Origin of the sequence: Mesorhizobium sp. M0991 (assembly GCF_040318915.1) — a bacterium.
Classification (GTDB): Bacteria; Pseudomonadota; Alphaproteobacteria; order Rhizobiales; family Rhizobiaceae; genus Mesorhizobium.
On sequence record NZ_JAMYNE010000002.1, the window covers coordinates 265,676 to 290,022 of the forward strand.

Below are 24,347 nucleotides of genomic sequence, written 5' to 3' on the forward strand. Positions count from 1 at the left end.
GTCCGAGCCGGCGAATTTGTGGCGAATCAAGGAGATTTCGAGATAGCATGAGCACAGCGCAAGCAGAAATTTCTGCCATTCTCATGGACAAGGTTGCCGATTGGCTGACCCAATCGGCGTTGGCCGGCGACGACCTGGAGACACTGGTAAAGGGCTTTTGTGAACGGCTGGCTGCTGCCGGCCTGCCGTTGAAGCGGGTGCATTTGAGCTTTTCGATGCTCCATCCGCTTTATGACGCGCTTGGCTTCACCTGGCTCCGCGGCCAGGGCCTGGAAGTGGAAGGCTTCCGCCATGAGGACGGCGTTCCTTCCGACAGATTCCTGACCAGCCCATACTACCATCTGCTCAGCCACAAGCTCGACCATCTGCGGCGCCGGCTCGACCCGTCGGTGCCGTCGGAATTTCCTGTTTTCGATGACCTCAAGCTTATGGGCGTCACCGATTACATGGCTTTCGTCCATCCCTTCAGCGGCAACACCAGTCAGGGCATGATCGGGTCTTGGTCCACCGACAGTGCTGCAGGCTTCAGCGACAACATGATTTCGGCGCTGCTGCGGATCCAGAACCATCTCGCTATCGCAACCAAGATGGCGGTGCTCACCAAGCTTGCCGACAACATGATGACCACTTATCTCGGCGGCGACGCCGGCAGGCGGGTGCTGGACGGCCAGATCAAGCGCGGCGAGGGCGACACAATCCGGGCTGCACTGGTCATGGCCGATATGCGCGGGTCGACAAGGCTTGCCGAAACCTCCGGCCGCGAAATCTATATCGATACGCTGAACCAGTTTTTCGATGCCATTGCTGCACCTTTCAATCGCAGAGGCGGGCAGATCATGAGTTTCCTGGGGGATGGCTTCATTGCCGTCTACCCTTGCGAAAGGCACCGTGCGCAGTCCGAGATCGCCTGCCGGGCTGCCCTTGCGGCAGCGCACAAGGCCACCGCGCGCATGATGGATCTCAATCTGCGCAGAAAGGAGCAGCGGTTGGGCGACATTAAATTCGGTATCGGCCTGCATGTCGGCAATGTGATGTTCGGCAATGTCGGGCTTACCGACCGGCTCACATTCTCTGCCTTCGGCTCGGCTGTAAACGAGGTCCAGCGCCTTCAGACCCTGACCAAGAAATATTCGCACAGCGTTCTCGCCAGCGAAGATTTCGCCGGCTATTGCAGCGCCAATAGCTGGCTGACGCTCGGCAAGGAGGAACTGGCGGGCACCAAGAAGAAGCTGACGGTGCTTTCACCCGATTTGTCGGGTGCTCTCGCACTCGATGAAGACGGTGCGCTGGAGCCGATTTACGACCGAATATCGGACGCCGAGCAGGTCATGCTGCTTCATCGCGATGCCGCGCGGCTGTCGGCGGGCGACCCGAGGAAGCTCCAGTAACCGCCACGATCTGATCCGAACGCGTTTGGTATGCAGTCCGGTCGCCGGTTCCGCCAGGGAACTGGCGACTGTTCGAATCCAAGTTGCTCTAGGCTGGCAATGCGGTAGTCTCGCCTTCTGGACCTGCCAGAGTGGGGGCTGGTGTGAGAATGAATTTGGGCGTTGATCTGCTGCGAATCGAGGATGTTGGCATCTCTTTTGCCATTATAGGGGGACCGTTGCATGCCGTCAGGCGTGCAAATCTTCGCGTCCTGCCCGGCAAGGTTACCGCGCTTGTGGGCGAGTCCGGTTCCGGAAAATCGGTTCTCAGCCAGGCAGTGATGGGCATTTTGCCGAACACAGCCCATGTTCGCGGCCGTATCCTGTTTTCCGATCCTGAAAAGCCCGGCACGACGCAGGATATCCTGCAGATGCCGCGTGACGGACCCGAAATCCGGGCGTTGAGAGGCAGCCGCATCGGCAAAATATTTCAGGAGCCGATGACATCACTGTCGCCGCTGCATACGATCGGCAATCAGGTGAGCGAATCCCTGCAGATTCATACGCCCATGGCTCGGGTGAAGCGCAAGGCGCGGACCGAGGAAATGCTCGGACTTGTCGGCTTTCCCAACCCCAAGCGCGCCTATGACATGTATCCCTTTGAACTTTCGGGAGGATTGCGTCAACGCGCAATGATCGCCATGGCGCTTATCTGCCGGCCCGCCCTGTTGATCGCCGACGAGCCGACGACGGCGTTGGACGTCACCATCCAGGCGCAAATCCTGCAATTGCTGCGCGAGCTTCAGACGAAGCTGAACATGGCGATGCTGCTGATCACACACGACCTTGGCGTAGTCGCCAATGTCGCCGACGAGGTCGTGGTCATGTACCATGGCGAGATCATGGAAGCGGGACCTGTGGAGGCGATATTCCGCCGGCCAGGCCACCCTTACCTGAAGGGCCTGATGGCAGCCGTTCCGCATTTCGACCTGAAGCCCGGCGAAAGGCTAAAGGCGCTCCGCGAGGTGCCGGTGAATGTCGGGAACCTGCTCGGCAAGCAGACGGCGCCGGCATCGAAGGGGCCGGACGACCTCCTGCTGTCGGTCAGGGATCTGACAAAGACCTTCACGATCCGCAAGTCCGGATGGTTCGGCGGAGATCATCAAACCTCTGTTCGCGCCGTGGACGGCGTGAGCTTTGATATCAGGCGGGGTGAGTGCCTGGGTCTTGTCGGCGAAAGCGGCTCCGGCAAAACCACCGTCAGCAAGATCCTCATGCGGGCTGTCACCCCTAGCGGCGGCTCTGTGATCTTCAACGGCCGGGATGGTCCGATCGACGTCTTGGAAGCCGAGGGAGACGCGCTGCGCCTGTTGCGCGCGAAAATCCAGATGGTCTTTCAGGATCCGGTTTCGTCGCTTTCACCTCGCATGACGGTGGAGAACATCTTGAGCGAGCCGCTGGAAATCCATCAACGCGGCAATGCCGCGTCCCGACTCGCCACGGTCAAGAGCCTGATGGAGGCAATCGGGCTCGATCCGCGCTTCATCAAGCGTTATCCGCACAGTTTCTCCGGCGGGCAGCGTCAGCGTATCGGCATCGCGCGCGCGTTGGCGCTGGGGCCTGAACTCCTGATCTGCGACGAGCCGGTTTCGGCGCTCGATGTCTCTGTCCAGGCGCAGATCCTAAACCTCCTGAAGGACCTGCAGAAGGAGCTGGGCCTGACCTACCTGTTCATATCCCACAACCTGGCGGTGGTGGACTACATGGCAGACCGCATCGCGGTGATGTGCGGCGGGCGTATCGTCGAGCTCGCGCCGCGCGAAATTCTGCTTAGGAAACCTATCCACCCCTACACGCGCTCACTGGTCGCCGCAGTACCTTTCCCCGATCTCGACAGGCCGATGGATTTCAAGACGCTGAAACTCAGCGGCGCTTCCGACACCAGCGCATGGGGGCCGCAATTCCGCGACGAGGGCGACGAGGATATGCTGTCGCCGCTCGATCTTGGCGGCGGCCACCTCGTGCTGGCCCGACGTTCGGCCGATGTCAGCGAGCTACGCCATTGATCAGCCGGCGCACCGTCCTTGGACTCATGGCTTCGGCATTTCTGCCGGGCACGTTGCACGCCGGCGATTTGGAGCCGGAATTTCTTGAGCCGCAGCTGAAGGCCAGAGCGCTGCCGGCACTCGCCGAACGCCTGCCCAAGCGCCCGCGCGCGTTGAATCTCGCTGCGATGGGCCGGCAGCCCGGCCAATATGGCGGCACGCTGCGCACGATCATCGGCAGCCAGAAAGATATCCGGATGATGACGATCTACGGGTACGCTCGCCTGGTCGGCTATGACGAAAAGCTTAACCTGCAAGCCGACATTCTCGAAAGTTTCGATGTAGCGGATGATCGTGTATTCACTTTCAAGATACGAGAAGGACATAAATGGTCTGACGGTAGCCTGCTGACGTCGGAGGATTTTCGCTATTGCTGGGAAGATGTCTGGCTGAACGATGAGCTTTCGCAAGGCGGGCTCGCCCCGGCCCTGCTGGCGGACGGCAAGCCGCCACGCTTCGAGATCGTCGATCCGTTGACGGTCCGCTATAGTTGGGATGCGCCCAATCCCGACTTCCTGCCCAAGCTCGCCGCTGCTTCGCCCCTATCGCTTGTTCTGCCAGCCGCCTATCTCAAGCAGTTCCACAAGAAATACCAGGATCCATTCCGGCTCGCCGGCCTAATGAAGGAGAACCGGGCCCAGAAATGGACGCTCTTGCATATCCGCATGTCGCGGCAGTATCGCCCGGAGAACCCGGAACTGCCGACGCTCGATCCCTGGCAGAACCGGACCAAGCCGCCGGCTGAGCAGTTCGTCTTCGAGCGGAACCCGTTCTTTCATCGAATAGACGAGAATGGCCGGCAACTGCCCTATGTTGACCGGATTGTCATGAATGTCAGCTCGTCGGCGATCATTTCCGCCAAGACCGGTGCGGGCGAGAGCGACCTGCAAGCCATGGGAATTGACTTCAGCGATTACTCCTTCCTGAAGGATACGGAGAAGCGCTACCCGGTGAAGATGCATCTCTGGAAACGCACACAGGGTTCGCGGCTGGCGCTGCTGCCCAATCTGAATTGTGCCGACCAGGTGTGGCGTGGCCTTTTTCGTGACGTGCGGGTGCGCCGCGCACTTTCGCTCGCTGTGGACAGGCGCGAGATCAATTTGGCTGTGTTCTACGGATTAGCGCAGGAAAGTGCCGATACGGTCCTGCCTGAGAGCCCGCTCTACCGGCCGGAATTCGCGAAAGCCTGGGTCGCCCATGATCCCGACCAGGCCAATGCCCTGCTCGACGAGGTCGGGCTTCAGGCGCGTGACGATGACGGCCTGCGGATACTTCCCGACGGACGCTCGGCGCAGCTGGTAGTGGAAACGGCCGGCGAAAGCACGCTGGAAACCGACGCGCTCGAGCTCATCACCGATCACTGGCGCAAGATCGGCATCGCCCTGTTCATCCGGACTTCGCAGCGCGACATCTTCCGCAGCCGCGCGCTTGGTGGCCAGATCATGATGTCGATGTGGTCGGGCATCGACAATGGTGTGCCGACCGCCGACATGAACCCGTACCAACTGGCCCCCACCGTCGACGACCAGCTGCAATGGCCGCTCTGGGGTGCTCACTACTTGTCCCGTGGCAAGGTCGGTGAAGCGCCCGATCTTCCGCCTGTGGTCGAGTTGATGGCTTTGCTCAAGCGCTGGAACGCATCGACCGAAGCCACGGAGCGCGCCGAAATCTGGAATTCAATGCTGTCGATCTATACCGATCAGGTGTTTTCGATCGGCACGGTGAACGGGACGCATCAGCCGATTCTGGCATCCTCGCGGCTGCGCAATCTGCCTGACAAGGCGCTCTACGGCTACGACCCGACCGCCTATTTCGGTGTCTACATGCCGGATACATTCTGGCTTGGAGAGTCCTGAGCGTGCTTCGATATTTTGTCTGGCGCATCGCCGTGATGGTTCCAACGCTGCTGGTCATATCGGCACTGGTGTTCACGATCATCGAACTTCCCCCAGGCGACTATTTCGACAGCTATGTTGCCGAGCTTCGGGCTCAGGGCGAAGCGGTGGATTCCGATCGCATCGAGATGATGCGCAAGGAATATGGTTTCGACAAGCCACCGGTCATTCGCTACTTCTACTGGGTCGGCGGGATGCTGCACGGCGATTTCGGCTATTCCTTCGAATATGAGCTGCCGGTTCGCGACGTCGTCGGGGACCGAATGTGGCTGACGGTGCTGGTTTCCTTCGTCACGATCATCTTCACCTGGCTCATCGCCTTTCCGATCGGCATGTACTCCGCCACGCATCAATACAGCTGGGGCGACTACGGCCTGACTTTCTTCGGCCTTCTCGGCCTTGCCATTCCGAACTTCATGCTGGCGCTGATCCTGATGTATTTCGCCAACATCTGGTTCGGCACGTCCATCGGCCATCTCATGGACCAGCAATATCTCGGCGAGCCGATGAGCTGGGCCAAGGCGAAGTCGATCCTCGCCCATCTCTGGATCCCGGTCTTGATCATCGGCACCGGGGGCACGGCAAGCATGATCCGGCGGCTGCGCGCCAATCTGCTCGATGAGCTACATAAGCAATATGTCGTGACCGCGCGCGCCAAAGGCCTTCATCCCTTCAGGGCGCTGGTCAAATATCCGCTGCGCATGGCGCTCAATTTCTTCATTTCAGACATCGGCTCTATCCTGCCCGCCATCATCTCCGGCGCCGAAATCACGGCGATCGTGCTGTCTTTGGAAACGACCGGGCCGATGCTGATCAAGGCGCTCCAAAGCCAGGACATGTATCTGGCAGGGTCGTTCCTGATGTTTCTCGCCTTCCTGACGGTCATCGGCGTCCTGATTTCCGACCTGGCGCTGGCGCTACTTGATCCGCGAATTCGTTTGCAAGGCGGCAGCACCAAATGAACACGCAATCGCCGCTGCCCGCTCCGGGTGCCCCACTGCAACACTACGTTTCCATCGAGCCCTTTGACCTGCAGTCCGTCGAGGCGATGACGCCGGAGCAGGAGAAGGTCTTTCAGGCGTCGCAGTTGCGGCTGATGTGGTGGAAATTCCGTCGGCACCGGCTTGCCCTTGTATCCGGCATATTCCTGGCAGCGCTCTATTTCGGGATACTGATCTGCGAGTTCCTGGCGCCCTACGATCTGCACACGCGCAACATGGACTACATCTATTCGCCGCCGCAGCGGGTGCACCTGTTCCACAACGGCCAGTTCGTCGGGCCGTTCGTCTATGGCCGCCAGATGAGGCTGGATATGGACACGCTCAAGCGGAACTACATCGAGAGACAGGATGATGTTCAGCGGATCCGTTTCTTCTGCAAGGGCGACAGTTACCGGTTCTGGGGCCTGATCGAAGGTGACAGGCATTTTGTCTGCCCCGCCGAAAACGGCCAGCTCTTTCTAGCCGGCACTGACAGGCTGGGGCGCGATGTGCTCTCGCGCATCATCTATGGCGCACGCATTTCACTGACAATCGGCCTCGTCGGCATCAGTTTCAGCTTCCTGCTCGGCATTGTCATCGGCGGACTGGCCGGCTATCACGGCGGTATCTTCGACCTGATCGTTCAACGGATAATCGAAGTTCTGCAATCGATCCCCAGCATTCCGCTATGGCTGGCTCTGGCGGCGATCATGCCGATAACCTGGAGTCCGATCCTGATCTATTTCGGCATCACCGTCATCCTCGGGCTGCTCGACTGGACCGGACTGGCGCGGGCCGTGCGTTCAAAGCTTCTAGCCTTGCGCGAGGAGGATTACGTTCTGGCCGCGCAGTTGATGGGCGCCAGAAGCAGCCGCATCATCGGGCGGCATCTCATTCCCGGCTTCATGTCGCATCTGATCGCGACGGCGACGATCTCCATACCCGGCATGATCCTGGGCGAGACGGCGCTGAGCTTCCTCGGGCTCGGCCTGAGGGCACCGATAACCAGCTGGGGCATCCTGCTCACCGAGGCGCGCAGCGTCAGCGTGATCGCGTTCTATCCATGGCTGCTTTTGCCGATGCTCCCCGTCGTTCTCGTCATCTTGGCGTTCAACTTCCTCGGCGACGGCTTGCGGGACGCCGCGGACCCGTACAAGTGACATCGCTATTCCGCCGCGCCAGTGCCGCCGACTCCACCCGGTACGATCCTTGTCGGCAGCCTGTTCGCTTGTTGCAGTGTTCATCGTTCGCCTCTACACGCGGCAAGACTCGATCGGGGTTTAACACGTCGGCCTCCGGTTTCAGCCGCGAAACGCTCTGGTCGGGGGCATTTGATTTCGTGGACTGGTTCAGGACATACAATCGCACATGAGTCGCCTCGACAGTTTCATCCGGAGGATGACCGCACAGCGCGACATACTCGATCATGTCTGCGCCGAGGTGGCGAAGATGGAGGGACCCGTGCTCGAGCTCGGCCTCGGCAATGGCCGGACGTTCCACCATCTGCGGGAGCGCCTGCCCGGGCGCCGGATCGTAGCGTTCGACCGCGCACTTGCCGCACACGCCAGCTCAATTCCTGAAGCTGAAAACCTCGTGCTCGGCGAAATACGCGAGACCGCGAGCAGGTTCATTGGCATCGACGCCGCTCTTGTTCATGCCGACATCGGCACTGGCTATGAAGATCGCGATGCAGTGACCCTTACCTGGCTTCCCGATCTGACCGCGCGCCTGCTTCGCGTCGGCGGCATCGCGGTCAGCGGCATGCCGCTCGATCACCCGCAGTTGCAACGCCTCCCGCTGCCCCCTTCGGTGCCCGCCGATCGTTATTTTATCTGTAGGCGCGTGTGAGGGGCCGAGACGACCCAAATCTTCAGGGGCCAAGTCTTCAGGGGATCGTATAGACTGCTATCTCCCGCTCAATGCCGCGCAGCGAGACATCGTGGGGCACGGGCGTCAGCGCGTTCCTGCGCAACAGATCGGCGGTGAGATTGTCGTCGACCACCGCCCGAGTGGCGAAGATCGCCTGTGCGTTGGCAAGGTTCTGGACCCGCGAAGCAATGTTGACCGTCTGGCCGAAATAGTCCTGTCGCTCGTTCATAGATACGGCGATGCAGGGGCCGGCATGGACTCCGATCTTGAGCAGCAGATCCTCGCGCCCGCTCTTGTCGTTGAGCGTACGCATGGCATCGCGCATCCTGAGGGCCGCAGCAATCGCACGATCAGGCGTCGCGAAGGTCGCCATCACCGCATCACCGATCGTCTTCACCACGGCGCCTGCCTCCGCCGCGACGATCTCGTGCAGAACCTGGAAATGCTCGCGCACGAGATCGAAGGCTGAAAGGTCGCCCACCCGCTCGTAAAGCTCGGTCGATCCGCGCAGATCGGTGAACAGGAAGGTCAGGCTGGTGATTTTCAGGCGCTGATTGATGTCGAGCGTATCCGTGCGATAGAGATCGCGGAACGTCTGGTTGGTGAGCAGGCGCTTGGCGGTCAGGAAGGGCCGGCGTTTACCCAGGAAATCATGCAATACCTGGCCGGCGATGAAGACCGTCGGCAGCACGCGGGTGTCGGTCCTGTTCTCCAGCGAAATGCGCAACGGGCCGGGTTGCATCTCCAGCGTCTGGTTCTGGACATGGTCGCGATCGAAGACCAAAGAGAGGCTCCGGCGCTCCTTTGTTGGTTCGCCCTTCCCGTCGATGAACTGCGCTGAATGGGTGACCGGCTCGAAGACGATGATGAATTCAGACGGAAGCTGTATGGGCAGAACCGCCTTTTCACCGGGGGCAAGCTCGATATCCTCCAGCGAGAACGCTTCTATCTTTTTCGCGAAATCCTCTTCCGGCAGATCGACGCCGGACGCCCAGTAGATCTGGCGGAAATATTCCACCAACGGCAGTTCGTGTGGATTGTGGGCGGCAATCCTGCGCACGCGGGGACTGACGGTGAATGTCACCTCGACCATCTCGTCGAGGGTCGGCGAATAGCCCTCGGAGCACAGCGCGCAGGTGTATTCGTCCTTCTGCAGGGTTTTCAGCGTGGCGTTGGTGTCGAGCACGCCGCCACAGCCGGGGCACAGAACATTCCAGGAAATGTCGAAGATGCCCACCCGTGCCGCATGGAGAAAGGCGCTTATGGCGCGTTCCTCGTCGAGGCCATGCTTGCTGGCGAAGGCTGGCGCATTGATGCGGCAAAGTTCGCGGTCCTCGCCCTCCGCGATGGTTCGCTTGATCGCGTCGATCGCCTGTGGATCGACATCGGCCGATTGTCGCAGAAGCGAGAACAGATCCTGAGCTTCGTTCATCGTGCAGGCTCCGGAAAATGCGCCCCGAGGCGTTTTGACCCGACCGGTCTTTGGTCCGACTGCTCCATCTTACTTCGAAACGGACCGTACGGCCATTCGAATGGCTAAGCCTGGTGACCGTTCAATTCCATTCGGCGGATTTTAACCGGCCGCAAGCAGCACTATGATGCTCCATGGAGCATTCATCTTTGGGATTTTCTCCCATGCCGACATCCGACAACCCGCCATTTCCCGCGGCCCTGCGCCTTTTCTCTGTGGTGGTCATCATCGTCCTGATCGTAGGCGCCGGCCTGTTTTTCGTGCCTGTTCTGGTCAAACCGGGCTGGCCTTGGGCCGTCACGCCGTTCAATGCGCGCTTCCTCGGCGGCTTCTACACCGCCGAAATGGTCGTGATGGCGGCACTGCTGGTCTGGAATCGCTGGTCGCCCGGCAGGCTCGTGCTCGTCATGGCCTTCATCTTCACCGTCATCGTGTCGGTGGCTTCGTTCATCAATCTCGGCTATTTCAACTTCGAACGCAAAGCGCCCTGGCTGTGGTTTTTGGTCTATCTTGCTTCCGTCGCGGTATCCGGGCTGTTCCTGTGGCGGGCCAGGGCCCGTCCTTCTGCAAAAGGCGTGACCTTGAATCCCGCATGGCGCGGCTACATGCCGGCGGAATCCGCGATCCTTGGGCTGTATGGCGTCGGCCTGTTGCTGTTTCCCCTGACATTCAGTGGCATCTGGCCATGGCCGATCGATGCCTTCCACGCTCAGGTCTACAGCGCCATCTTCCTCACCGGTGCGGGCGGTACATATCTCGTCTGGAGAAGCGCCCCGCGCGAGGAACTGCTGGTGCTCGGGTTGGCGCAGTTTCTGGTTGGCCTGCTTGCCATCCTCGGCGTGGTCATCACCGACGCTGCGGTGCACCGCATCGACTGGACGGCGACCGGGACATTGTGCTGGCTCGCCCTTTTCGGCTGGATCGGCATCAGCGGCGTCTTCAAACTCTACACCGCCTCCCGGTATTTTAGCTCGCAATCGGCATCATAGGTTGCAGAGACGGCTGGATTTTCAGGTGACGTCCGGTGCATCGTACCGGGCCGATTGCCTTCGCCGGGAACGCCATGACCAGCACGACCTCGCCACCCTCCGAGAAAATCCAGCCGCTGCTCCGGTCCGTCCGGCCAAGCGATGCGGAGGCGCTTTGCGCTATCTTCAACATGCCGGGCTTCCGCTGGGGCACTCTCAGGATGCCTTTCGAGATGGTGGAGCAGGTGGCGCGGCGCATCGCCAAGTCCGGCCAGGAAACCACCTGGATCGTTGCCGAGCTGGACGGCAAGGTCGTCGGCCATGGCAGCCTGGTCGTGCAGGGTTCGCCGCGCCGTTCGCACATCGGCGAGATCAATATCGGCCTTGACGATGCCTTTGTCGGCAAAGGTATCGGGTCTGCCATACTTAGCGCGCTGCTTGACGTAGCCGACAACTGGCGCGCCCTGAAGCGGGTCGAATTGACCGTCTATGCCGACAACGAACCGGCCCTCCGTCTCTACAAAAGCCACGGCTTTGAGATCGAAGGCCGGCATGTGAAGGCCGGCTTTACCGACGGGCAGTACCACGACCTCCTGAGCATGGCCCGGCTGCGGTTCTAAGATCAGCTGTTTGCCTTAGCTGTTTAGCCAATCTGACAATTCGTGCCTGGTCAGCGAACAGGTGATTGCTCATGGAGAACTGCGTAGGATACGGCCATTTCGTCTCACACCATCTTAATCGAGTTGACGATCTATGTGTGGGCCGGCCGCATCGGGCAAGTCTGGTCTCGCTTGGCGTTTGCACCGCAAGCGGCTAGACGGGACCAATGACCGCCGTCTTTGACCCAAGCCCTACGCCTCCGGCGGAAATTCTGGCTGTGCTGTCGCTGCTCTGCCCGGAGGTCGTGCGCGACATCGAGCAGAACTGGAATGCACCGATTTCCGACTACGCCCGCCATCTGTGGCGGCCGGTGGCAAGGCCTGCATCCGGCCCGGCGATCGCTGCCCGCTCGATCCTGCGCGAAGTCCTGCATCAGCGCCTCGGTAGGATCATGCAGCCTGAGGAGATCGGCAAAGCCCTCGACGAGTTCGAGCACAGACCGGTGATTCAGTCCGGCCTGCACTGCCTGCTTCTGATGGACCGGATCACCTTCGATGCCCTCCTGCTTGCCTGGCTCGGCGCGGTCGAAAACGGGCTGTCGGCCTTCGTCGGCTTCATGGGAACGACGATGACCATGGAGACAGTTGGCCGGGAGGGGCCGGGATGGCTCGATGTCGGCGACGACAAGGTCAACCTGTTTGGCATGGGGCGCCACAAACTGTGCCGTAAAAGCGCCTGCGTGGCCGGTCCCGTCTCCCTCAACAAGCGCGCGCTCGAAGCGGTGGGCGATGAAACGGATGCCAGCCGCTGGCTGGGCACACTGCTTGCCAGCCAGGACAAGGTGTTTGAAACCGCCGCCGATGCGCTGACAGCCCTCAACGAGGATCTGGTCGCCAATTGGGATCGTGCCGGCATGGCCCTGCCGGTTTTCATCGATGATCGGGCCGCCGCGGCTGCCATGGCGCGGCATCTAGAATATGACGGCGGCCTTCTTTCCAGGCTGCTCCTTGAACCCGCAAGACGCCAGCGTCTCGAACATGCCCTGCAAGAGGCCGCATCGAGCCCATTTGGCAGATTCCTGCCCAATGCTACGGACTATTTCTGGGGCATCCGCGAGGAGCGCGTGCGCAAGCTCGTTCTCGAGAACGGGCACCTGATCGAGCCCGACAGGCCGCAAGGTCTTTCCATCCCGTTCGAGCGGCCGCATCTCAAGCAGGCGCTGCTGGACGGCGTGCTGCTGCCGAACTTGTTCCTGACATTCCTCGTCCTTGCCATATTGCCGCGCGTGCGGGTTGTGGGCGGCCTGAGACAGATTGGCTATGTAGCACTTTTCCACTCGATCCTTCTGGCTGTGCTAGACGAAAACGCGCCGGAAGAGCGCGATCTGGCCGCGGAGCTGCAGGTTCGGGAAAATGCCTGGGGCATGCGGGTCATCGATGAAAAGATCTCGGTCCGCGAGCAGCTTGCCAGCCTGCCGGAAGGGGCGCTCTTCCCGGACCTGCTCCGACAATACCGTTTGCGGACATTTGCCGAGACGACCGACGACCTGAAACTGCTTTGCGAAAACGCCCGATGGCGCAAGATCGGCCGGGCAGAGATCAAGGCGACCTGAGCCTTACTTCAGGTTGATTTTCTGGTGCGCAACCGCAAGCGACGGCGATTTATCGGTGAGCCTCTGGCGTCTGATCCGGCCGCTTCCTTGACGCTGATGCCTGCCTGCGAGCTGTCTGCAGTTCAAGGCCTGACCTGACATAGCCTCACCTGTCATTGCACGACACCGGCCTTGCGGAACCCGTCCACCACGAGTTCGAAATCGGCAACGACAGCTCTATCACGCTTTCGGACGTACGACACTGTCGCGCCGAGCGGCCGCTCTGGGTCAAACTTTGCCGTTTAAGGCGGCGCCCCAGAACGGGCAACTTGCGCCATATCCGGACCTTGCCAGTGATGCCGTGAATGTTAAGTCTCGGCTCCGATGCGGACGTTCCGCCTGAGTTCGAAGACTGACCGCGACCGTTCTGCGGCCTTCGCATCGATAGCGCCAATGAGCGGCGTCCCACATCCCACTTCTTGCGTCCATTGGGAGGGTCATTGTGGACCAAGCCCTACTACCCGGGCTTGTGACAAAGCCGATCCAGCGCGTCTCGAAGTGCAGTGGCGGCATCGCCACGCTCGTCAGGGGACATCAGCTCCGGTTCAAGTTCCAGCCTGAAGTGCGGCAGCTCGGTTCGAACGGCGCGACAAGCGCCGGCTAGATTGGCCTTCAGATCGATGACGCGGTAGGTGGCGACGGGATAGGCGATCCCCTTGACCTGGACATGCCCCATCTCCTCACAGTCGATCGTGTTCTTCACTTGCGCAAACGTCTCGTAGGAAATGAGGACGGTCCCCGGTGGCGCCTCCTGTTCCAGGCGCGAGGCGAGATTCACGGCGCCGCCGATTATCGTGTAATCCATCCGGTCCTCGCTGCCGAAGTTACCGACAGTGCAGTAGTCGGTATGGATGCCGATGCGGCAGCGCAGCGGTGTCTCAATTCCAATGTCACGCCAGATTTCGGCAAGTTCGCTCATCCGCTTTTGCATGGTGAGAGCCATCTGCACACACGCCAGCGCGTCCTCCTTGACGCCGCGCGTCTCAGGGTCGCCGAAAAACATCAGGATCGCGTCGCCGACATATTTGTCGATCGTCGCGCCGTGATCCGAAGCAATTTTCGACATTTCCGTCAGATAGTGATTGAGGAGCTGGGTGAGATCCTCGGATTCCATTTTGTCAGTGGTCTCGGTAAAGCCGGCGATATCGGAGAAGCATATTGTCAGTTTCTTCCGCTGGCTGGCGATTCTAACGTCTTGGCGGCCGGCGAATATCGAGCTGTACACTTGCGGCGCCAGGTATTTGGCCAGCTTGTTGGAAAGCGCCTCGAGAGCCGTGGATTTCTCTGCGAGGTTCTCCTCTCGTTGCTTCAGCTCAGTGATGTCCGAATAGACCGCGACCGTGCCGCCGGCGGTGATCCGCCGCTCGCTTATCATGATCCATCGCCCGTCGCCTCGCCGCTGCACCCACGGTTCGCCTGGGTTGCGGTGCCGGGAGAGCCGCTCGGCGACCCATTCCTCGAGCCGCCCCTCGGCATCCTTGATGTAGCCGCGCTCAGCGGATCGGCGAATAATGTGCTCGAATGTCGTGCCGGGCATCAGTTCGATCGCAAGGTCGCTGTAGAGCAGTTCGCGGTAGCGGCTATTGCTGAGGACAAGCCGGTCCTCCCCGTCGTACAGCGCGAATCCCTCGGAGATACTCTCGATCGCATCGATGAGCCGTTGGCGCGCCTCAGCGACATCGCGCAGGTTCTTTTCCTCGACCTCGACTGCGGTGTCCCGGAAGAGCCTAAGCGCTTCGGCCATCCGGCCGATCTCGTCGCGGCCCGCGGCAGGCAGCGGCGCACGAAGATCGCCGCCGGCGATTGCGAACATGCTTTGGCTCACCTCTCCCAGACGGGCGAGAAGGCTACGGTCGACATAGAGCCAGACAACCAGAACGGAACTCAAGAGGGTGAGAAAGGCGGAGCCAAGGACAACTCCGGTACCGTAGCGCTGGACCGTCGCGGCTTCGAGACCGGACGCGGTGATCTCGCGGTCTGCCGCGGCGACCAGGCGATCGACGGCAGCGGTGAGACTGCGCGACAGCCGATTGTTTTCGGCCAGAAGCTTTTCGCCCTCTGCGAGCACTGCTAGCTCGTCCTTGCGCGCCTTCGGGATGCTGTTCCCGCCGTCGATCAATGCCTTGAACTCGCCGACCCGCTGTTGGAAACGGGTTCGCAGCCTCTCGTCGATCTCGGTGGAAACCGTGTCGAGAACGGCGAGCGACCGGCGCAGCGGAAACAGGATCAACGTCAGATCGTCTGGCGTTGGCGCGTCCGTCGTCTTGACCAGCACGTCATTGACCGCCGATATCTCCTGCTGCGCTTTCTGCTGCGGAATGTAGGCCGCAATTGCCTGGACCAGGTCGGCCGCCGCCGCCGCACCGCGATCCGGCGCGAGCGACGTGTCGGCTGTAACCGCCTGCCATTGCTGGAGCTTGGAATTCATCACGAGGATACCGGGCGCCACAAGACGCTGGCTTGCATTTGTCGTAGCCGACAAGCGGCGTAACAGTTCTTCTTTGCGCGCCACCACTGTGAGGCGGGCGACAACAAGGTCGTCGAGGGCGTTGAGGTTGCGCCGCAGACCAAGAACTGCAGCCTCGATCTCAGCCACCACCGCCGTGCTAAGCGTGGCACCTTTGAGTGCGGCAAGCAGTTCCTCGAGGCGCGTCATCTCGACCCCGACCGCAGCGGAAACCTCGCCGTGCTGAGCTTTGCTGGTCGAAGTAAGTACGGCGGGCGCAGAGGCGGCTACCCGCTCTGCCTGGCGCGACAGCTGGAGGGACGCGAGCGCCAACGGTACCCGATCCTTGGTGATGCGGTCGACGACCTCTCCTACCTGGAGGAAGGCATAGAGAGCGGCCGCTGTCGCGAGTACGGCGAAGGTGCTGATGCCGAAAAAAGCGAGCAACAGACGGCCACGTATGCCGAAGCGTTCAAGCATAACGGCGACACATAGCTCTGAACGGTCCAGCTAACTCGATCTCCATCAGCTGTCTCAAGCGGCGACGGCATCGGCGGTCCTTATTCGACCGGCACGTACTCTCCACCTCGCCAGACGTACCATACCCAGTTTTGGCTCGTGAGATCGCCCTTGTTGTCAAAGTCGATACGGCCCAACACAGTATCAAATTGATTGCCGCGCAGCGCCGCTATCACGGCTTGGAGCTCTAGTGAGCCGGCCTTGTCCACTGCCTGCGACCAGGCCTGGACGGCGGCGTAACTGAGCAGCGTGTAGCCTGCGGGCTCGAAGTTTTCAGCCCGGAACCGCTCGACGACCGAGGCGGCTTCGGGATTCCGGCGAGCGTCCGCGGGGAACGTGAAGAGGGTACCCTCAGCCGCGGGGCCGGCGATCAAAGCAAATTCCTCGGTCGCCATGCCATCGCCTGAGACTAGCTGAACCGTGTAGCCGCGGTCGCGCGCAGCGCGAACCATGAGTGCGACCTCGGCATGATATCCGCCGACATATGCCACGGCGATGTTCGCAGCCTCTAGCGCAGCGATCTCGGCCGAATAGTCGTTCTTCGCGGGTGTGTATTCCTCGTAGATCGCTTCGACTACGCCGCGCTTGTTCAGCTGTTTTCGAGTCTCGTCAGCAAGACCCTTTCCATAAGTGGTGCCGTCATGAAGGATCGCAATCTTGCTGTTGCTCCAATGCTCGGCCAGGTAGTTGCCGGCCACGATCCCCTGCGTGTCGTCGCGACCAATGACTCGAAAAACGTTGGCGCGGCCTTGTTCAGTCAACAGCGGATTGGTTGATCCTGGTGAAATCTGCAAAACGCCCGCCGCCTCGTACACCTTCGATGCTGGGATCGAGGCTCCAGAGCAGTAGTGCCCGACGACGAGCACCACACCATCACCCACCAGTTTCTGGGCTGCGGCGACCGCTTGCTCGGGATCACAGAAGTCGTCGGCCGTGATGAGCCTCATCTGCTGGCCGAGTACGCCACCCGTCGCATTGATGTCGGCCACGGCCATCTCGGCGCCACGCTGCGCCTGCTCGCCGAACCAGGCGAGCCGTCCCGTCATCGCAGATGAAACCCCAATCAGCACCTCCGCCCGCGCGGAGCTGAACGCGGCCGCGAGAACTAAGATCGCCATGGCAATGATGCGGTGCATGTGTGCACCCCCTTAACTGTAGCTTACGCCAATCCCGTCAGAGCCGACAGCCCCATCGGCAAGCGCGGCTGTCTCGGCGGCGTTCGCGGATCCGACAACTATTGCGCCTTCAACAATGCCTGCCCGCAGCGCTCTGCCGCAGGACCCGCACGAATCGCTCGATGCCCGTTTGCGCTGCCGCTTGCCCGTCGACGGCTATCGGTGCATCCTTGTGAATAGCCTGGCCGTGAAGTGCGGGCGAGATCACGCCGTCACGGCCACTAGTGAGGTCTTGTTCGATGGACTGCTCGGGCTGCGGTTTCGAGATTGAGGGTGGTTACGCCTTCTGTCCGAGGTGTGGCAGGCGCCAGCCCGTGCCATGCGCCAGTTGCGGCTATCCCTGCGCACCTGATTTCGAGTTCTGTCCGAAATGTGGGGCAAGCGTCGGTGCGTCCGCAAAAGCCGTCGAACGGCCTGCTCCGACACCAAGCCGGACCATTGTGCCGCCTTCTCGAACTCCGTCGCTGCTTCCGAACATCGAAAGCGAAGAAGGGCTGCATCCCGTCTCTGACGCCGATCGCCGGACGGTAACGGTGCTGTTCGCCGACCTTTGCGGCTTCACGACACTCAGCGAGCAGCTCGACCCCGAGGTCATGCAAGCGCTGCAGAACAAACTGTTCAAGGAATTGACGTCGGCCGTGCGAAACTTTGGTGGTTTCGTCGACAAATTCATCGGCGATGCGCTGCTGGCTTTGTTCGGTGCGCCGGTCGCGCATGAGGACGATCCGGAACGTGCGCTTCACGCCGCTCTCGACATGATCGCCCGGACGGCGCGGCTCGGCGAAAGCACCTCCCACTCCGGCTCGCCTCTGTTACTCCACATCGGCATAAACACTGGTCCGGTCGTTACTGGCGGATTGGGCATCGGCACCGCCAAATCCTATTCGGTGACCGGCGACACAGTGAATACGGCGCAACGCCTGCAATCGCTGGCCGCACCGGGTGAGGTGCTGGTAGGCGAGCTCACTCACAGGCTGACCCGGCATGCCTTCTCTTACGAGTCGATGGGTGATGTCGTGCTTCGCGGCAAGGCTGGCAGTGTGCTCGTCCATCGACTGGACGCACCGCTAGCGGTGCCGCGTGCAGCGCGTGGGCTCGAGGCGCTCGGCCTCAGTGCGCCGCTAATAGGTCGTGGTGCGGAGCTCAATAGAATGCTGGCGAGCCTTGACCAGGCGTGCGGCGGCTCGGCCCAACTTGTCCGCCTCGTCGGAGAAGCCGGCATCGGGAAATCGCGGCTGGTGAAGGAGTTCGTCGCCCGCGTCGGCGACGAGGATCGTTTTCGCAACGTCGCCGTGCGGCAGGCCACGTGCTCACCGCTGGGCGAACAATCTTTTGGCGCCTTGGGCGCAGTGGTGCGCAGCGCTGCCGGGATGATGCAAAACGACAATGGGGACGAAATGCGGGGGAAGCTCGCAGGCTTGCTTACCGATCTCGGCCTGCAGGGCGAGGAGGCGAAGCGGCTGATGCCTTTGCTCTACCATGTGCTTGGCCTTGGCGACCCCGATGCCACCTTGCAGCATGTCGAACCCGAGCAGCTGCGGCGGCAAATTCTCTACGCAGTCCGCACAATCATCGAACGACGGCTTGCGTTGTCGCCGCTGTTGATTGTCGTCGAAGACCTGCACTGGGCCGACGCCGTCTCGCTTGAGGCACTACGTTTCGTGATGGACCGGTTGGAACGCACGCGGTTGATGTTGCTGGTCACGCATCGTCCGGCGCCGGCCAACGACCAGCTCGACTCAAGTCGGGTCAGTCACACAGCGCTCAGGCTTCCGCCGCTCAACAGTGATGACGGACGCAGCCTGCTGGCGGCGCTTTTCGGCGAGAGCTGGGTAAACTCCGCAGGAGGGCTTCTCGACCAGATCCTCGAGCGCGCGGGCGGCAACCCCCTTTTTGTAGAGGAGATCGTTCGCGGCCTTATCGATCGCGGTGTATTGATGCGAGAGGGCCAGCGATGGCGGACTGTGGCAGGCGAAGTCGCAACCGGCATTCCCGCCACTATCCAGGCAATGTTGCTTGCTCGCGTCGACCGGCTGCCCCAAGAGGTGCGCCGGTTGGCACAGGAAGCTGCGGTAATCGGCCCGCGCTTCGACGCCACATTTCTGAAAACCGTGACAGCCGACCCCGCCCGGCTTGAAGCCGGCTGCGAACTGCTTTGCGATGCGGAAATCATCGAGGAAGTTGCCGGATCAGGCTCGGTCTCGTCGCAAAGCTACCGCTTTACGCAAACATTGCTGCAGGACGTGATCTACCAGAATCTGCTCCTGCAACGCCGGACCGACATCCACGGGCGGGTCGGTGCTGCCTTGGAGCAACTGTACGGCGACAAGCCGGAACGGCTCGAGGATTTGACCGTACTCGGTCATCATTTCGCACTGAGCGCCGAGCGGGAGAAGGGCGCGCACTACCTGCAGGCGGCAGGCGATCGCGCTCGCATGATATACGCCAACGACGACGCCCTTCGTTTCTACGAGCGAGCACTGACTGCATTGGACGCGATCGGGCAAACACCGCTCAAACTGGCAATTGCAGAGCGCATTGCCGATTTGAGCGGCCCGGCGGGCCGCCGCGAGATCGCGCACCACCACTACGAGACGGTGTTGCAGGCATACCGCGAGTCAGCCAATCGCGTCGCGTCGGCGCGAGTTTTGCGTAAGATCGGTCGGCTGCTCTGGGACGTCGGCAAGCGGGACAAGGCAGAACCCCGCTATGCTGAGGCGGCAGCGCTCCTCGATGGAGCGGATGCCCCGATCGAGCAGGCGCATCTGTGGCAAGAGCGTGGCCGACAGGCGTTCCGTAGCGGAGATCACGCTCTCGCGGCAAAATGGGCAGACGCGGCGCTGGATTGCGTACGCACTCTGACAACGGAGCATGTCTCCGAGGTAGGGCGTGATGCCACTCTTGTGACCGCCGAGGCACTCAATACCAAGGCTGTCGCGCTGGCTCGCCTTGGGCGAAACCGTGAGGCCGTGCGTCAGGTTGAGCGTAGCATTGAATTGGCCGAAGCCGCTGGTCTACTGGGCGCGGCCTGCCGCGGCTACACCAATCTCGGCGTGCTTTACACGACCATCGATCCGGCACAGGCGATGGAGGTCTGTCGGCGCGGTCTTGAAGTGGCGCGCCGTATTGGTGATTTGGGTTTCCAGGCGCGCCTCCTCGCCAATCTGGCGGTCGCTTGTTGTACTTTCACGGATCGCTGTCCAACGGAGGGCGTGCCTGCTGCCGAGAAGGCCATCGAGATCGACCGGGCGCTCGACCAGCGCGAGCACCTGCCGGTGCCGTTGATCGTGCTTGGGCAGATCCACCAGTGCAACGGCCGTCCGGACCTGGCGGTTGGGTTGTTCCACGAAGCACTGGACGTAGCCCGCGAAACGGGCGAACCCCAACTGCTGTTTCCGTGCTATGATGGTCTTGCAACGCTTAATCTCGACCTCGACAATCTGGCCGAAGCCGAACGCTACTTTTCCCTGGCGCAGGGTATATGCGCCCAGCACGGGCTCGACCCGGAAGCGCTTGTGGTGCTGCCTTTTCTCGACTAGCCGGGGTTGGAGGTTGGAAATGTCCGCGCGTAGTGACTTGGTGCCGCTTCAACCGGGCGACCGTGCGCCAAACATCGTACTCGACGCCATTACCCAGGAAGGCAAGATCGCGCTTGACGACTTTCGCGGCCAAAAACCGGTGCTGGTCGGCCTGTTTCGAGGTCTGCATTGTGCGTTTTGCCGGCGCCATATCGCCGCCCAGGCGCGGCTTGATCCGGAGCTGCGCGAAAAGGGCGTGGGGAGCCTGACGGTGGTCAACACGCCGATCGAGCGGGCGCGTCTCTATTTCCGCTACCATCCGATGCCGAATCTGCTTGCGGCCTCCGACCCTGAACGCGCTTCACATCGTGCTTTTGGACTGCCCAATCTCGAATTCACCCAAAACGAGACGAATTGGCCGTACAAGGTCTCGATGGCAGCGGCAATGGATATGCGGGTCGACATACCAGGCGAGTTGCCCGGTCCTATGGATCCTATTGCGGCCAGCGAAATCCTCAACAAGAGGGACCATTACGAACTGACCGAAGCCGACGAGCAGATGATGGCAACGGGACACGGACAACTGGTCGGTCAGTTCCTACTGGACCGGCAGGGGATCGTCCGCTGGAGCTTCACGGAGGTTCCAGAGGGCGGGCGATACATGTTTGGGGCGCCAAGCCCACAGGAGCTGATGTCAGCCATATCTCAAGTCGCCCAATAGACTTGCGAAACGAGATAAACGGGCGGGACACCGAATAAAAAGCGGAACCAATTTGTTACAAATCTAGACACTGACAAGTTCACCGTTCATGCGAGCACTGCCTCGACAATGGCAACAAAGTCATCGAGCGAGCGATCTCCGCGAATCTCGATGCGCGGAAGGTCGATGGGATCGCAATCGAGGTCCGCCGGCCCGTGTCTGCCGCCGAAGCCGATTCGATAGCCGCACTCCTTGGCCAGCCTGCCAAGCCGTCGGTCGGTGACAGAGAAGGGTGCCGCGAACGCCGTGGTTGGCCGACCGGTCCACCGTTCGATGAACATACGAGAGCGCAGGAGCTCGGCGGCCAAGTCAGAGCTCGACAGACCATCGATCGCGCGATGCGTCGCCAGATGGCTTCCGAAGAACGCACCTTCGCCCGCGAGGCGTCGCACCGTCCCGGCGTCCATAAGCTGCGTCGGCGGGCCGCTGTAGGCGTCCCACTGTGCACTTTCACCCACCAAGTCCGTCACCAGGAACACTTCCGCGGTCAGGTCGTTCGCGCGCAAGGTCGGCCAGGCATGGTCGGCAAAGTTCTGGAAGCCGTCATCGAACGTGATGAGCACTGGGCGGCCAACGAAAGGCTGACGGTTGGCGATGAACCATTCCAGCTGCTCAGACCTAATCGCGTGAAAGCCATTGGCGCGCAGCCATGCCATTTGGCTGGCGAATGCGGCGGGCGTGAGCCGAAAACGGGCGAGCGCGGCCGGACCTTCATCGGAGACGCTGTGATACATGAGGACAGGGATACGCTGTCGCCGCTCGCTACGTGCGACGTCGCGGCGCAAGGCCCGCGCCCCGCCCCAGACGATATTTCGCGCGACCCCGATTTCGACGGGTGCGCGGATTGGCACATGATCTATCATCGGTTCCGTCGCCACGTCGCCTGGTGACAGGCGGCGGAAGCGGTCAATGCGGTAGAGCTCGGTCTGGATCGATTGCTCGAGGACGAGGCCGTCGGTCGCTGCCAGCGTCTCTGAGATCGCTCGTGCACCGAATGTGTTCCAGTCGAAGCCCGTCCTTTCAACATTGTCACGTAGCACGAATGCGTGTGCGCTGATGAAACTGCCGCCAGGCGCCAACGCCTCAACGAGTTTTTTGGCGATGCGCCGCAACTCGGCGAGATCATCCAGGTAGTAGAGCACTTCCGAACAGACGATCAGATCCATCTCGCCCGGCAGAGTGTCCGCAGAAAAATCCAGTACGCCGAACTCAACATTCGGCTGATCGCTGCATCGCGCGCGCGCCCGCCCGACGGCTACGGCGGAGATGTCAGTTGCGGTCAAATGGCCCACGCGCGGCGCCAGCTGCCGCGTGAAGTGGCCCTCCGCGCAGGCCAGCTCAAGCGCCCGTCCGATGGGACCGGCAGGCAGAATTTCGAGCTGCCGCTCATATTTTTCCTGCTCATAGGGCGAACCGTAGTTCCAGGGATCCTCGGTCGCGAAATGGCGATTCCAGAAAGACGTGCGATCATTGTCGTGCCCATCCGCGGCCCGTGCACGGCGCGGCGCTGCAAAAGGCTCTTTAGTTTCGGCGCTCGACCGAACCAGCGCCTCCGCTTCCGCGGCCAATCCCGCGAGTTTGCCGAAGTGGCTGTCCCGATCGGACCGGCGTCCCGCTATGGACAACAATGCCTCGGCTGCAAACATGTTTGACTTGTCGGCACCGGCGCCCTTTTGCGGTGCATGTACAGGCGATCGCCTCGCAAGCCGCGCGGCACTGTGCATAAGCCGCTCAGGGGGCACGAAATTCAGGATCAATTCAATCCAATGACGCCTTGTCACTTTCCCGAGTACGCCGAACTGCACGAGAGCCTCGATCTGGCCATCCATCATCAGATAGGCATAGATTTGATCGATTCCTTCCGGCACTTCGATCGAGGTCGGATTTCGCGCGTCGACACGAATTCCAAGTGTCCGCGCGAGCCTGCGCGGCGCGGCAAGATCGTCGACGTCGAGAAGCATTTGCTCAAGGTGATACTGGACGCGGCGAGCCGCGACGGGATTGTCCCAGACCTTGCCGAGTTCGATGATCAACTCGGTGAGGGAGCCGCCGAACCTGTCCCACCTGGCAGCCAATTGCGCTGGCACCGACAGGCTTCCTGCCATAAGGCCATCGATGGCCACCTTGGCGATCTCACGCGCCCACTTCCGTCCTGGCGGGAGCGCGCGCAGGGACTGCGGGTTGATCGAGCGCGAGCCGCAGCCGCAATCCGATGCGGCGTTCCACAACGCGAACCACGCGAGTGCTTCGGAAGCGGTGCCGCCGTTCGCCTCGATCGCTCCATTGGCGTGAGCCGATGCCGGGTGTTTGACCCTGGGATCAGGAGAAAAGCCGCGGGCGATCACGATTTCCGCATCTACCAGCATCTGCATCGAATTGCGGGAGAGCGCGTTGGGGCTGGTCCGATAGAAGGCGAGCGGCTCGTCGACCATCACCCAATTTTTGCCCAGACGTGCGAGGCGCTGCCACAGATCCCAGTCCTCGCAGGTGCGCAGCGACACATCGAAACCGCCCAACTCGACAATTGTCTCCCGGTCGACCAGCATCGCGTGAGTGCGAATGGCACACCGGCGGGCGAATGTTTCGAAGGGCTGGATCGCGACCTCCGTTGCGATGCTCGACGGGGTGAGTTCGCCATCGGGCATCACGCGCCGGGAACCGCAATAGGCGGCCACTGCATCGGGAGCGGTTTTCAATGCGGCCAGCATTTTCGCAAGAAAGCTGGCGTCCACCCAATCGTCCGCATCCAGAAACATTAGCCAGCGGCCGCGCGCTGTCGAAATCCCGCGATTGCGCGCGCCGGCGGGGCTATGCGCGCAAGACCCCAACGTCCGAAATCGGGCATCGTGCTCTACATAACCGGCGATGATCGCGGGGGTGCGGTCCGTGGAGGCGTCGTCGACGATGATCGCCTCCCAATCCACTATTTCCTGATCGAGAAGGCAATCAAGTGCGCGCGCCAGCGTTACCTCCGCGTTGTGCGCAGGAACCACGATTGAAACCAAGGGATCATGCGCCACGCC

Annotated in this window: 15 protein-coding genes; 11 read left to right on the forward strand and 4 right to left on the reverse strand. The window is 61.3% G+C overall.

Annotated elements, in window-relative coordinates; all coding sequences use genetic code 11:
- Positions 1–47: 47 nt before the first annotated feature.
- From NKH70_RS05160 to NKH70_RS05185, 6 genes are all read left to right on the forward strand, one after another.
- Positions 48–1,388 (forward strand): adenylate/guanylate cyclase domain-containing protein, encoded by a 1,341-nt coding sequence (locus tag NKH70_RS05160; RefSeq protein WP_352715338.1) that lies wholly within the window; start codon positions 48–50, stop codon positions 1,386–1,388.
- 149 nt (positions 1,389–1,537) lie between these two features.
- The gene (locus NKH70_RS05165) at positions 1,538–3,433 is read left to right on the forward strand and encodes an ABC transporter ATP-binding protein (protein WP_352715340.1); all 1,896 of its coding nucleotides are present in this window, start codon (positions 1,538–1,540) and stop codon (positions 3,431–3,433) included.
- On the forward strand, positions 3,430–5,328 hold the full coding sequence (locus NKH70_RS05170; protein ID WP_352715342.1) for an ABC transporter substrate-binding protein: 1,899 nt from the start codon (positions 3,430–3,432) through the stop codon (positions 5,326–5,328). The genes NKH70_RS05165 and NKH70_RS05170 overlap by 4 nt, the downstream gene beginning before the upstream one ends.
- A 2-nt stretch (positions 5,329–5,330) precedes the next feature.
- Positions 5,331–6,329, forward strand: a complete 999-nt coding sequence (locus NKH70_RS05175; RefSeq protein WP_352570080.1) for an ABC transporter permease — start codon at positions 5,331–5,333, stop codon at positions 6,327–6,329.
- A complete protein-coding gene (locus NKH70_RS05180) occupies positions 6,326–7,507 on the forward strand; it encodes an ABC transporter permease (RefSeq protein WP_352715344.1) in 1,182 nt (393 codons plus the stop codon). The genes NKH70_RS05175 and NKH70_RS05180 overlap by 4 nt, the downstream gene beginning before the upstream one ends.
- Before the next feature lie 208 nt (positions 7,508–7,715).
- A complete protein-coding gene (locus NKH70_RS05185) occupies positions 7,716–8,195 on the forward strand; it encodes a class I SAM-dependent methyltransferase (RefSeq protein ID WP_352715347.1) in 480 nt (159 codons plus the stop codon).
- 37 nt (positions 8,196–8,232) lie between these two features.
- Here NKH70_RS05185 and NKH70_RS05190 read toward each other — a convergent pair whose 3' ends face one another.
- A complete protein-coding gene (locus NKH70_RS05190) occupies positions 8,233–9,648 on the reverse strand; it encodes an adenylate/guanylate cyclase domain-containing protein (RefSeq protein ID WP_352715349.1) in 1,416 nt (471 codons plus the stop codon).
- A gap of 203 nt (positions 9,649–9,851) precedes the next feature.
- Between NKH70_RS05190 and NKH70_RS05195 the strand changes: the two genes are divergently transcribed.
- From NKH70_RS05195 to NKH70_RS05205, 3 genes are all read left to right on the forward strand, one after another.
- Positions 9,852–10,676, forward strand: a complete 825-nt coding sequence (locus tag NKH70_RS05195; protein ID WP_352715350.1) for a hypothetical protein — start codon at positions 9,852–9,854, stop codon at positions 10,674–10,676.
- Between the two features lie 74 nt (positions 10,677–10,750).
- Positions 10,751–11,275 (forward strand): GNAT family N-acetyltransferase, encoded by a 525-nt coding sequence (locus tag NKH70_RS05200; RefSeq protein ID WP_352715353.1) that lies wholly within the window; start codon positions 10,751–10,753, stop codon positions 11,273–11,275.
- A 206-nt stretch (positions 11,276–11,481) separates the two neighbouring features.
- A complete protein-coding gene (locus NKH70_RS05205) occupies positions 11,482–12,867 on the forward strand; it encodes a hypothetical protein (protein WP_353024888.1) in 1,386 nt (461 codons plus the stop codon).
- A 496-nt stretch (positions 12,868–13,363) separates the two neighbouring features.
- On the opposite strand, the gene NKH70_RS05210 is transcribed toward NKH70_RS05205, so the two are convergent.
- Entirely contained in the window at positions 13,364–15,832 is a 2,469-nt protein-coding gene (locus NKH70_RS05210; RefSeq protein WP_352715357.1) for an adenylate/guanylate cyclase domain-containing protein, read from the reverse strand.
- An 80-nt stretch (positions 15,833–15,912) separates the two neighbouring features.
- Entirely contained in the window at positions 15,913–17,007 is a 1,095-nt protein-coding gene (locus NKH70_RS05215) for a branched-chain amino acid ABC transporter substrate-binding protein (RefSeq protein WP_352482327.1), read from the reverse strand.
- Positions 17,008–17,285: 278 nt separating this feature from the next.
- Here NKH70_RS05215 and NKH70_RS05220 point away from each other — a divergent pair, with 278 nt between their 5' ends.
- Both NKH70_RS05220 and NKH70_RS05225 read left to right on the forward strand, forming a co-directional pair.
- Positions 17,286–20,585, forward strand: coding sequence for an ATP-binding protein (locus NKH70_RS05220; RefSeq protein ID WP_352715360.1), 3,300 nt, complete (start codon positions 17,286–17,288; stop codon positions 20,583–20,585).
- Positions 20,586–20,604: 19 nt separating this feature from the next.
- Positions 20,605–21,285 carry a redoxin domain-containing protein gene (locus tag NKH70_RS05225; RefSeq protein WP_352715363.1) on the forward strand — a complete coding sequence of 227 codons (681 nt, stop codon included), beginning with the start codon at positions 20,605–20,607 and terminating at the stop codon, positions 21,283–21,285.
- An 86-nt stretch (positions 21,286–21,371) separates the two neighbouring features.
- On the opposite strand, the gene NKH70_RS05230 is transcribed toward NKH70_RS05225, so the two are convergent.
- Positions 21,372–24,344 (reverse strand): trifunctional glycosyltransferase/class I SAM-dependent methyltransferase/polysaccharide deacetylase, encoded by a 2,973-nt coding sequence (locus NKH70_RS05230; protein WP_352715366.1) that lies wholly within the window; start codon positions 24,342–24,344, stop codon positions 21,372–21,374.
- Positions 24,345–24,347 lie beyond the last annotated feature (3 nt).

Coding starts and splice junctions, on each gene's coding strand:
- NKH70_RS05220 (WP_352715360.1), top strand. CDS start 17,286: ATGGACTGCTCGGGCTGCGGTTTCGAGATTGAGGGTGGTTACGCCTTC.
- NKH70_RS05185 (WP_352715347.1), top strand. CDS start 7,716: ATGAGTCGCCTCGACAGTTTCATCCGGAGGATGACCGCACAGCGCGAC.
- NKH70_RS05160 (WP_352715338.1), top strand. CDS start 48: ATGAGCACAGCGCAAGCAGAAATTTCTGCCATTCTCATGGACAAGGTT.
- NKH70_RS05190 (WP_352715349.1), bottom strand. CDS start 9,648: ATGAACGAAGCTCAGGATCTGTTCTCGCTTCTGCGACAATCGGCCGAT.
- NKH70_RS05165 (WP_352715340.1), top strand. CDS start 1,538: ATGAATTTGGGCGTTGATCTGCTGCGAATCGAGGATGTTGGCATCTCT.
- NKH70_RS05225 (WP_352715363.1), top strand. CDS start 20,605: ATGTCCGCGCGTAGTGACTTGGTGCCGCTTCAACCGGGCGACCGTGCG.
- NKH70_RS05180 (WP_352715344.1), top strand. CDS start 6,326: ATGAACACGCAATCGCCGCTGCCCGCTCCGGGTGCCCCACTGCAACAC.
- NKH70_RS05205 (WP_353024888.1), top strand. CDS start 11,482: ATGACCGCCGTCTTTGACCCAAGCCCTACGCCTCCGGCGGAAATTCTG.
- NKH70_RS05195 (WP_352715350.1), top strand. CDS start 9,852: ATGCCGACATCCGACAACCCGCCATTTCCCGCGGCCCTGCGCCTTTTC.
- NKH70_RS05200 (WP_352715353.1), top strand. CDS start 10,751: ATGACCAGCACGACCTCGCCACCCTCCGAGAAAATCCAGCCGCTGCTC.
- NKH70_RS05210 (WP_352715357.1), bottom strand. CDS start 15,832: ATGCTTGAACGCTTCGGCATACGTGGCCGTCTGTTGCTCGCTTTTTTC.
- NKH70_RS05215 (WP_352482327.1), bottom strand. CDS start 17,007: ATGCACCGCATCATTGCCATGGCGATCTTAGTTCTCGCGGCCGCGTTC.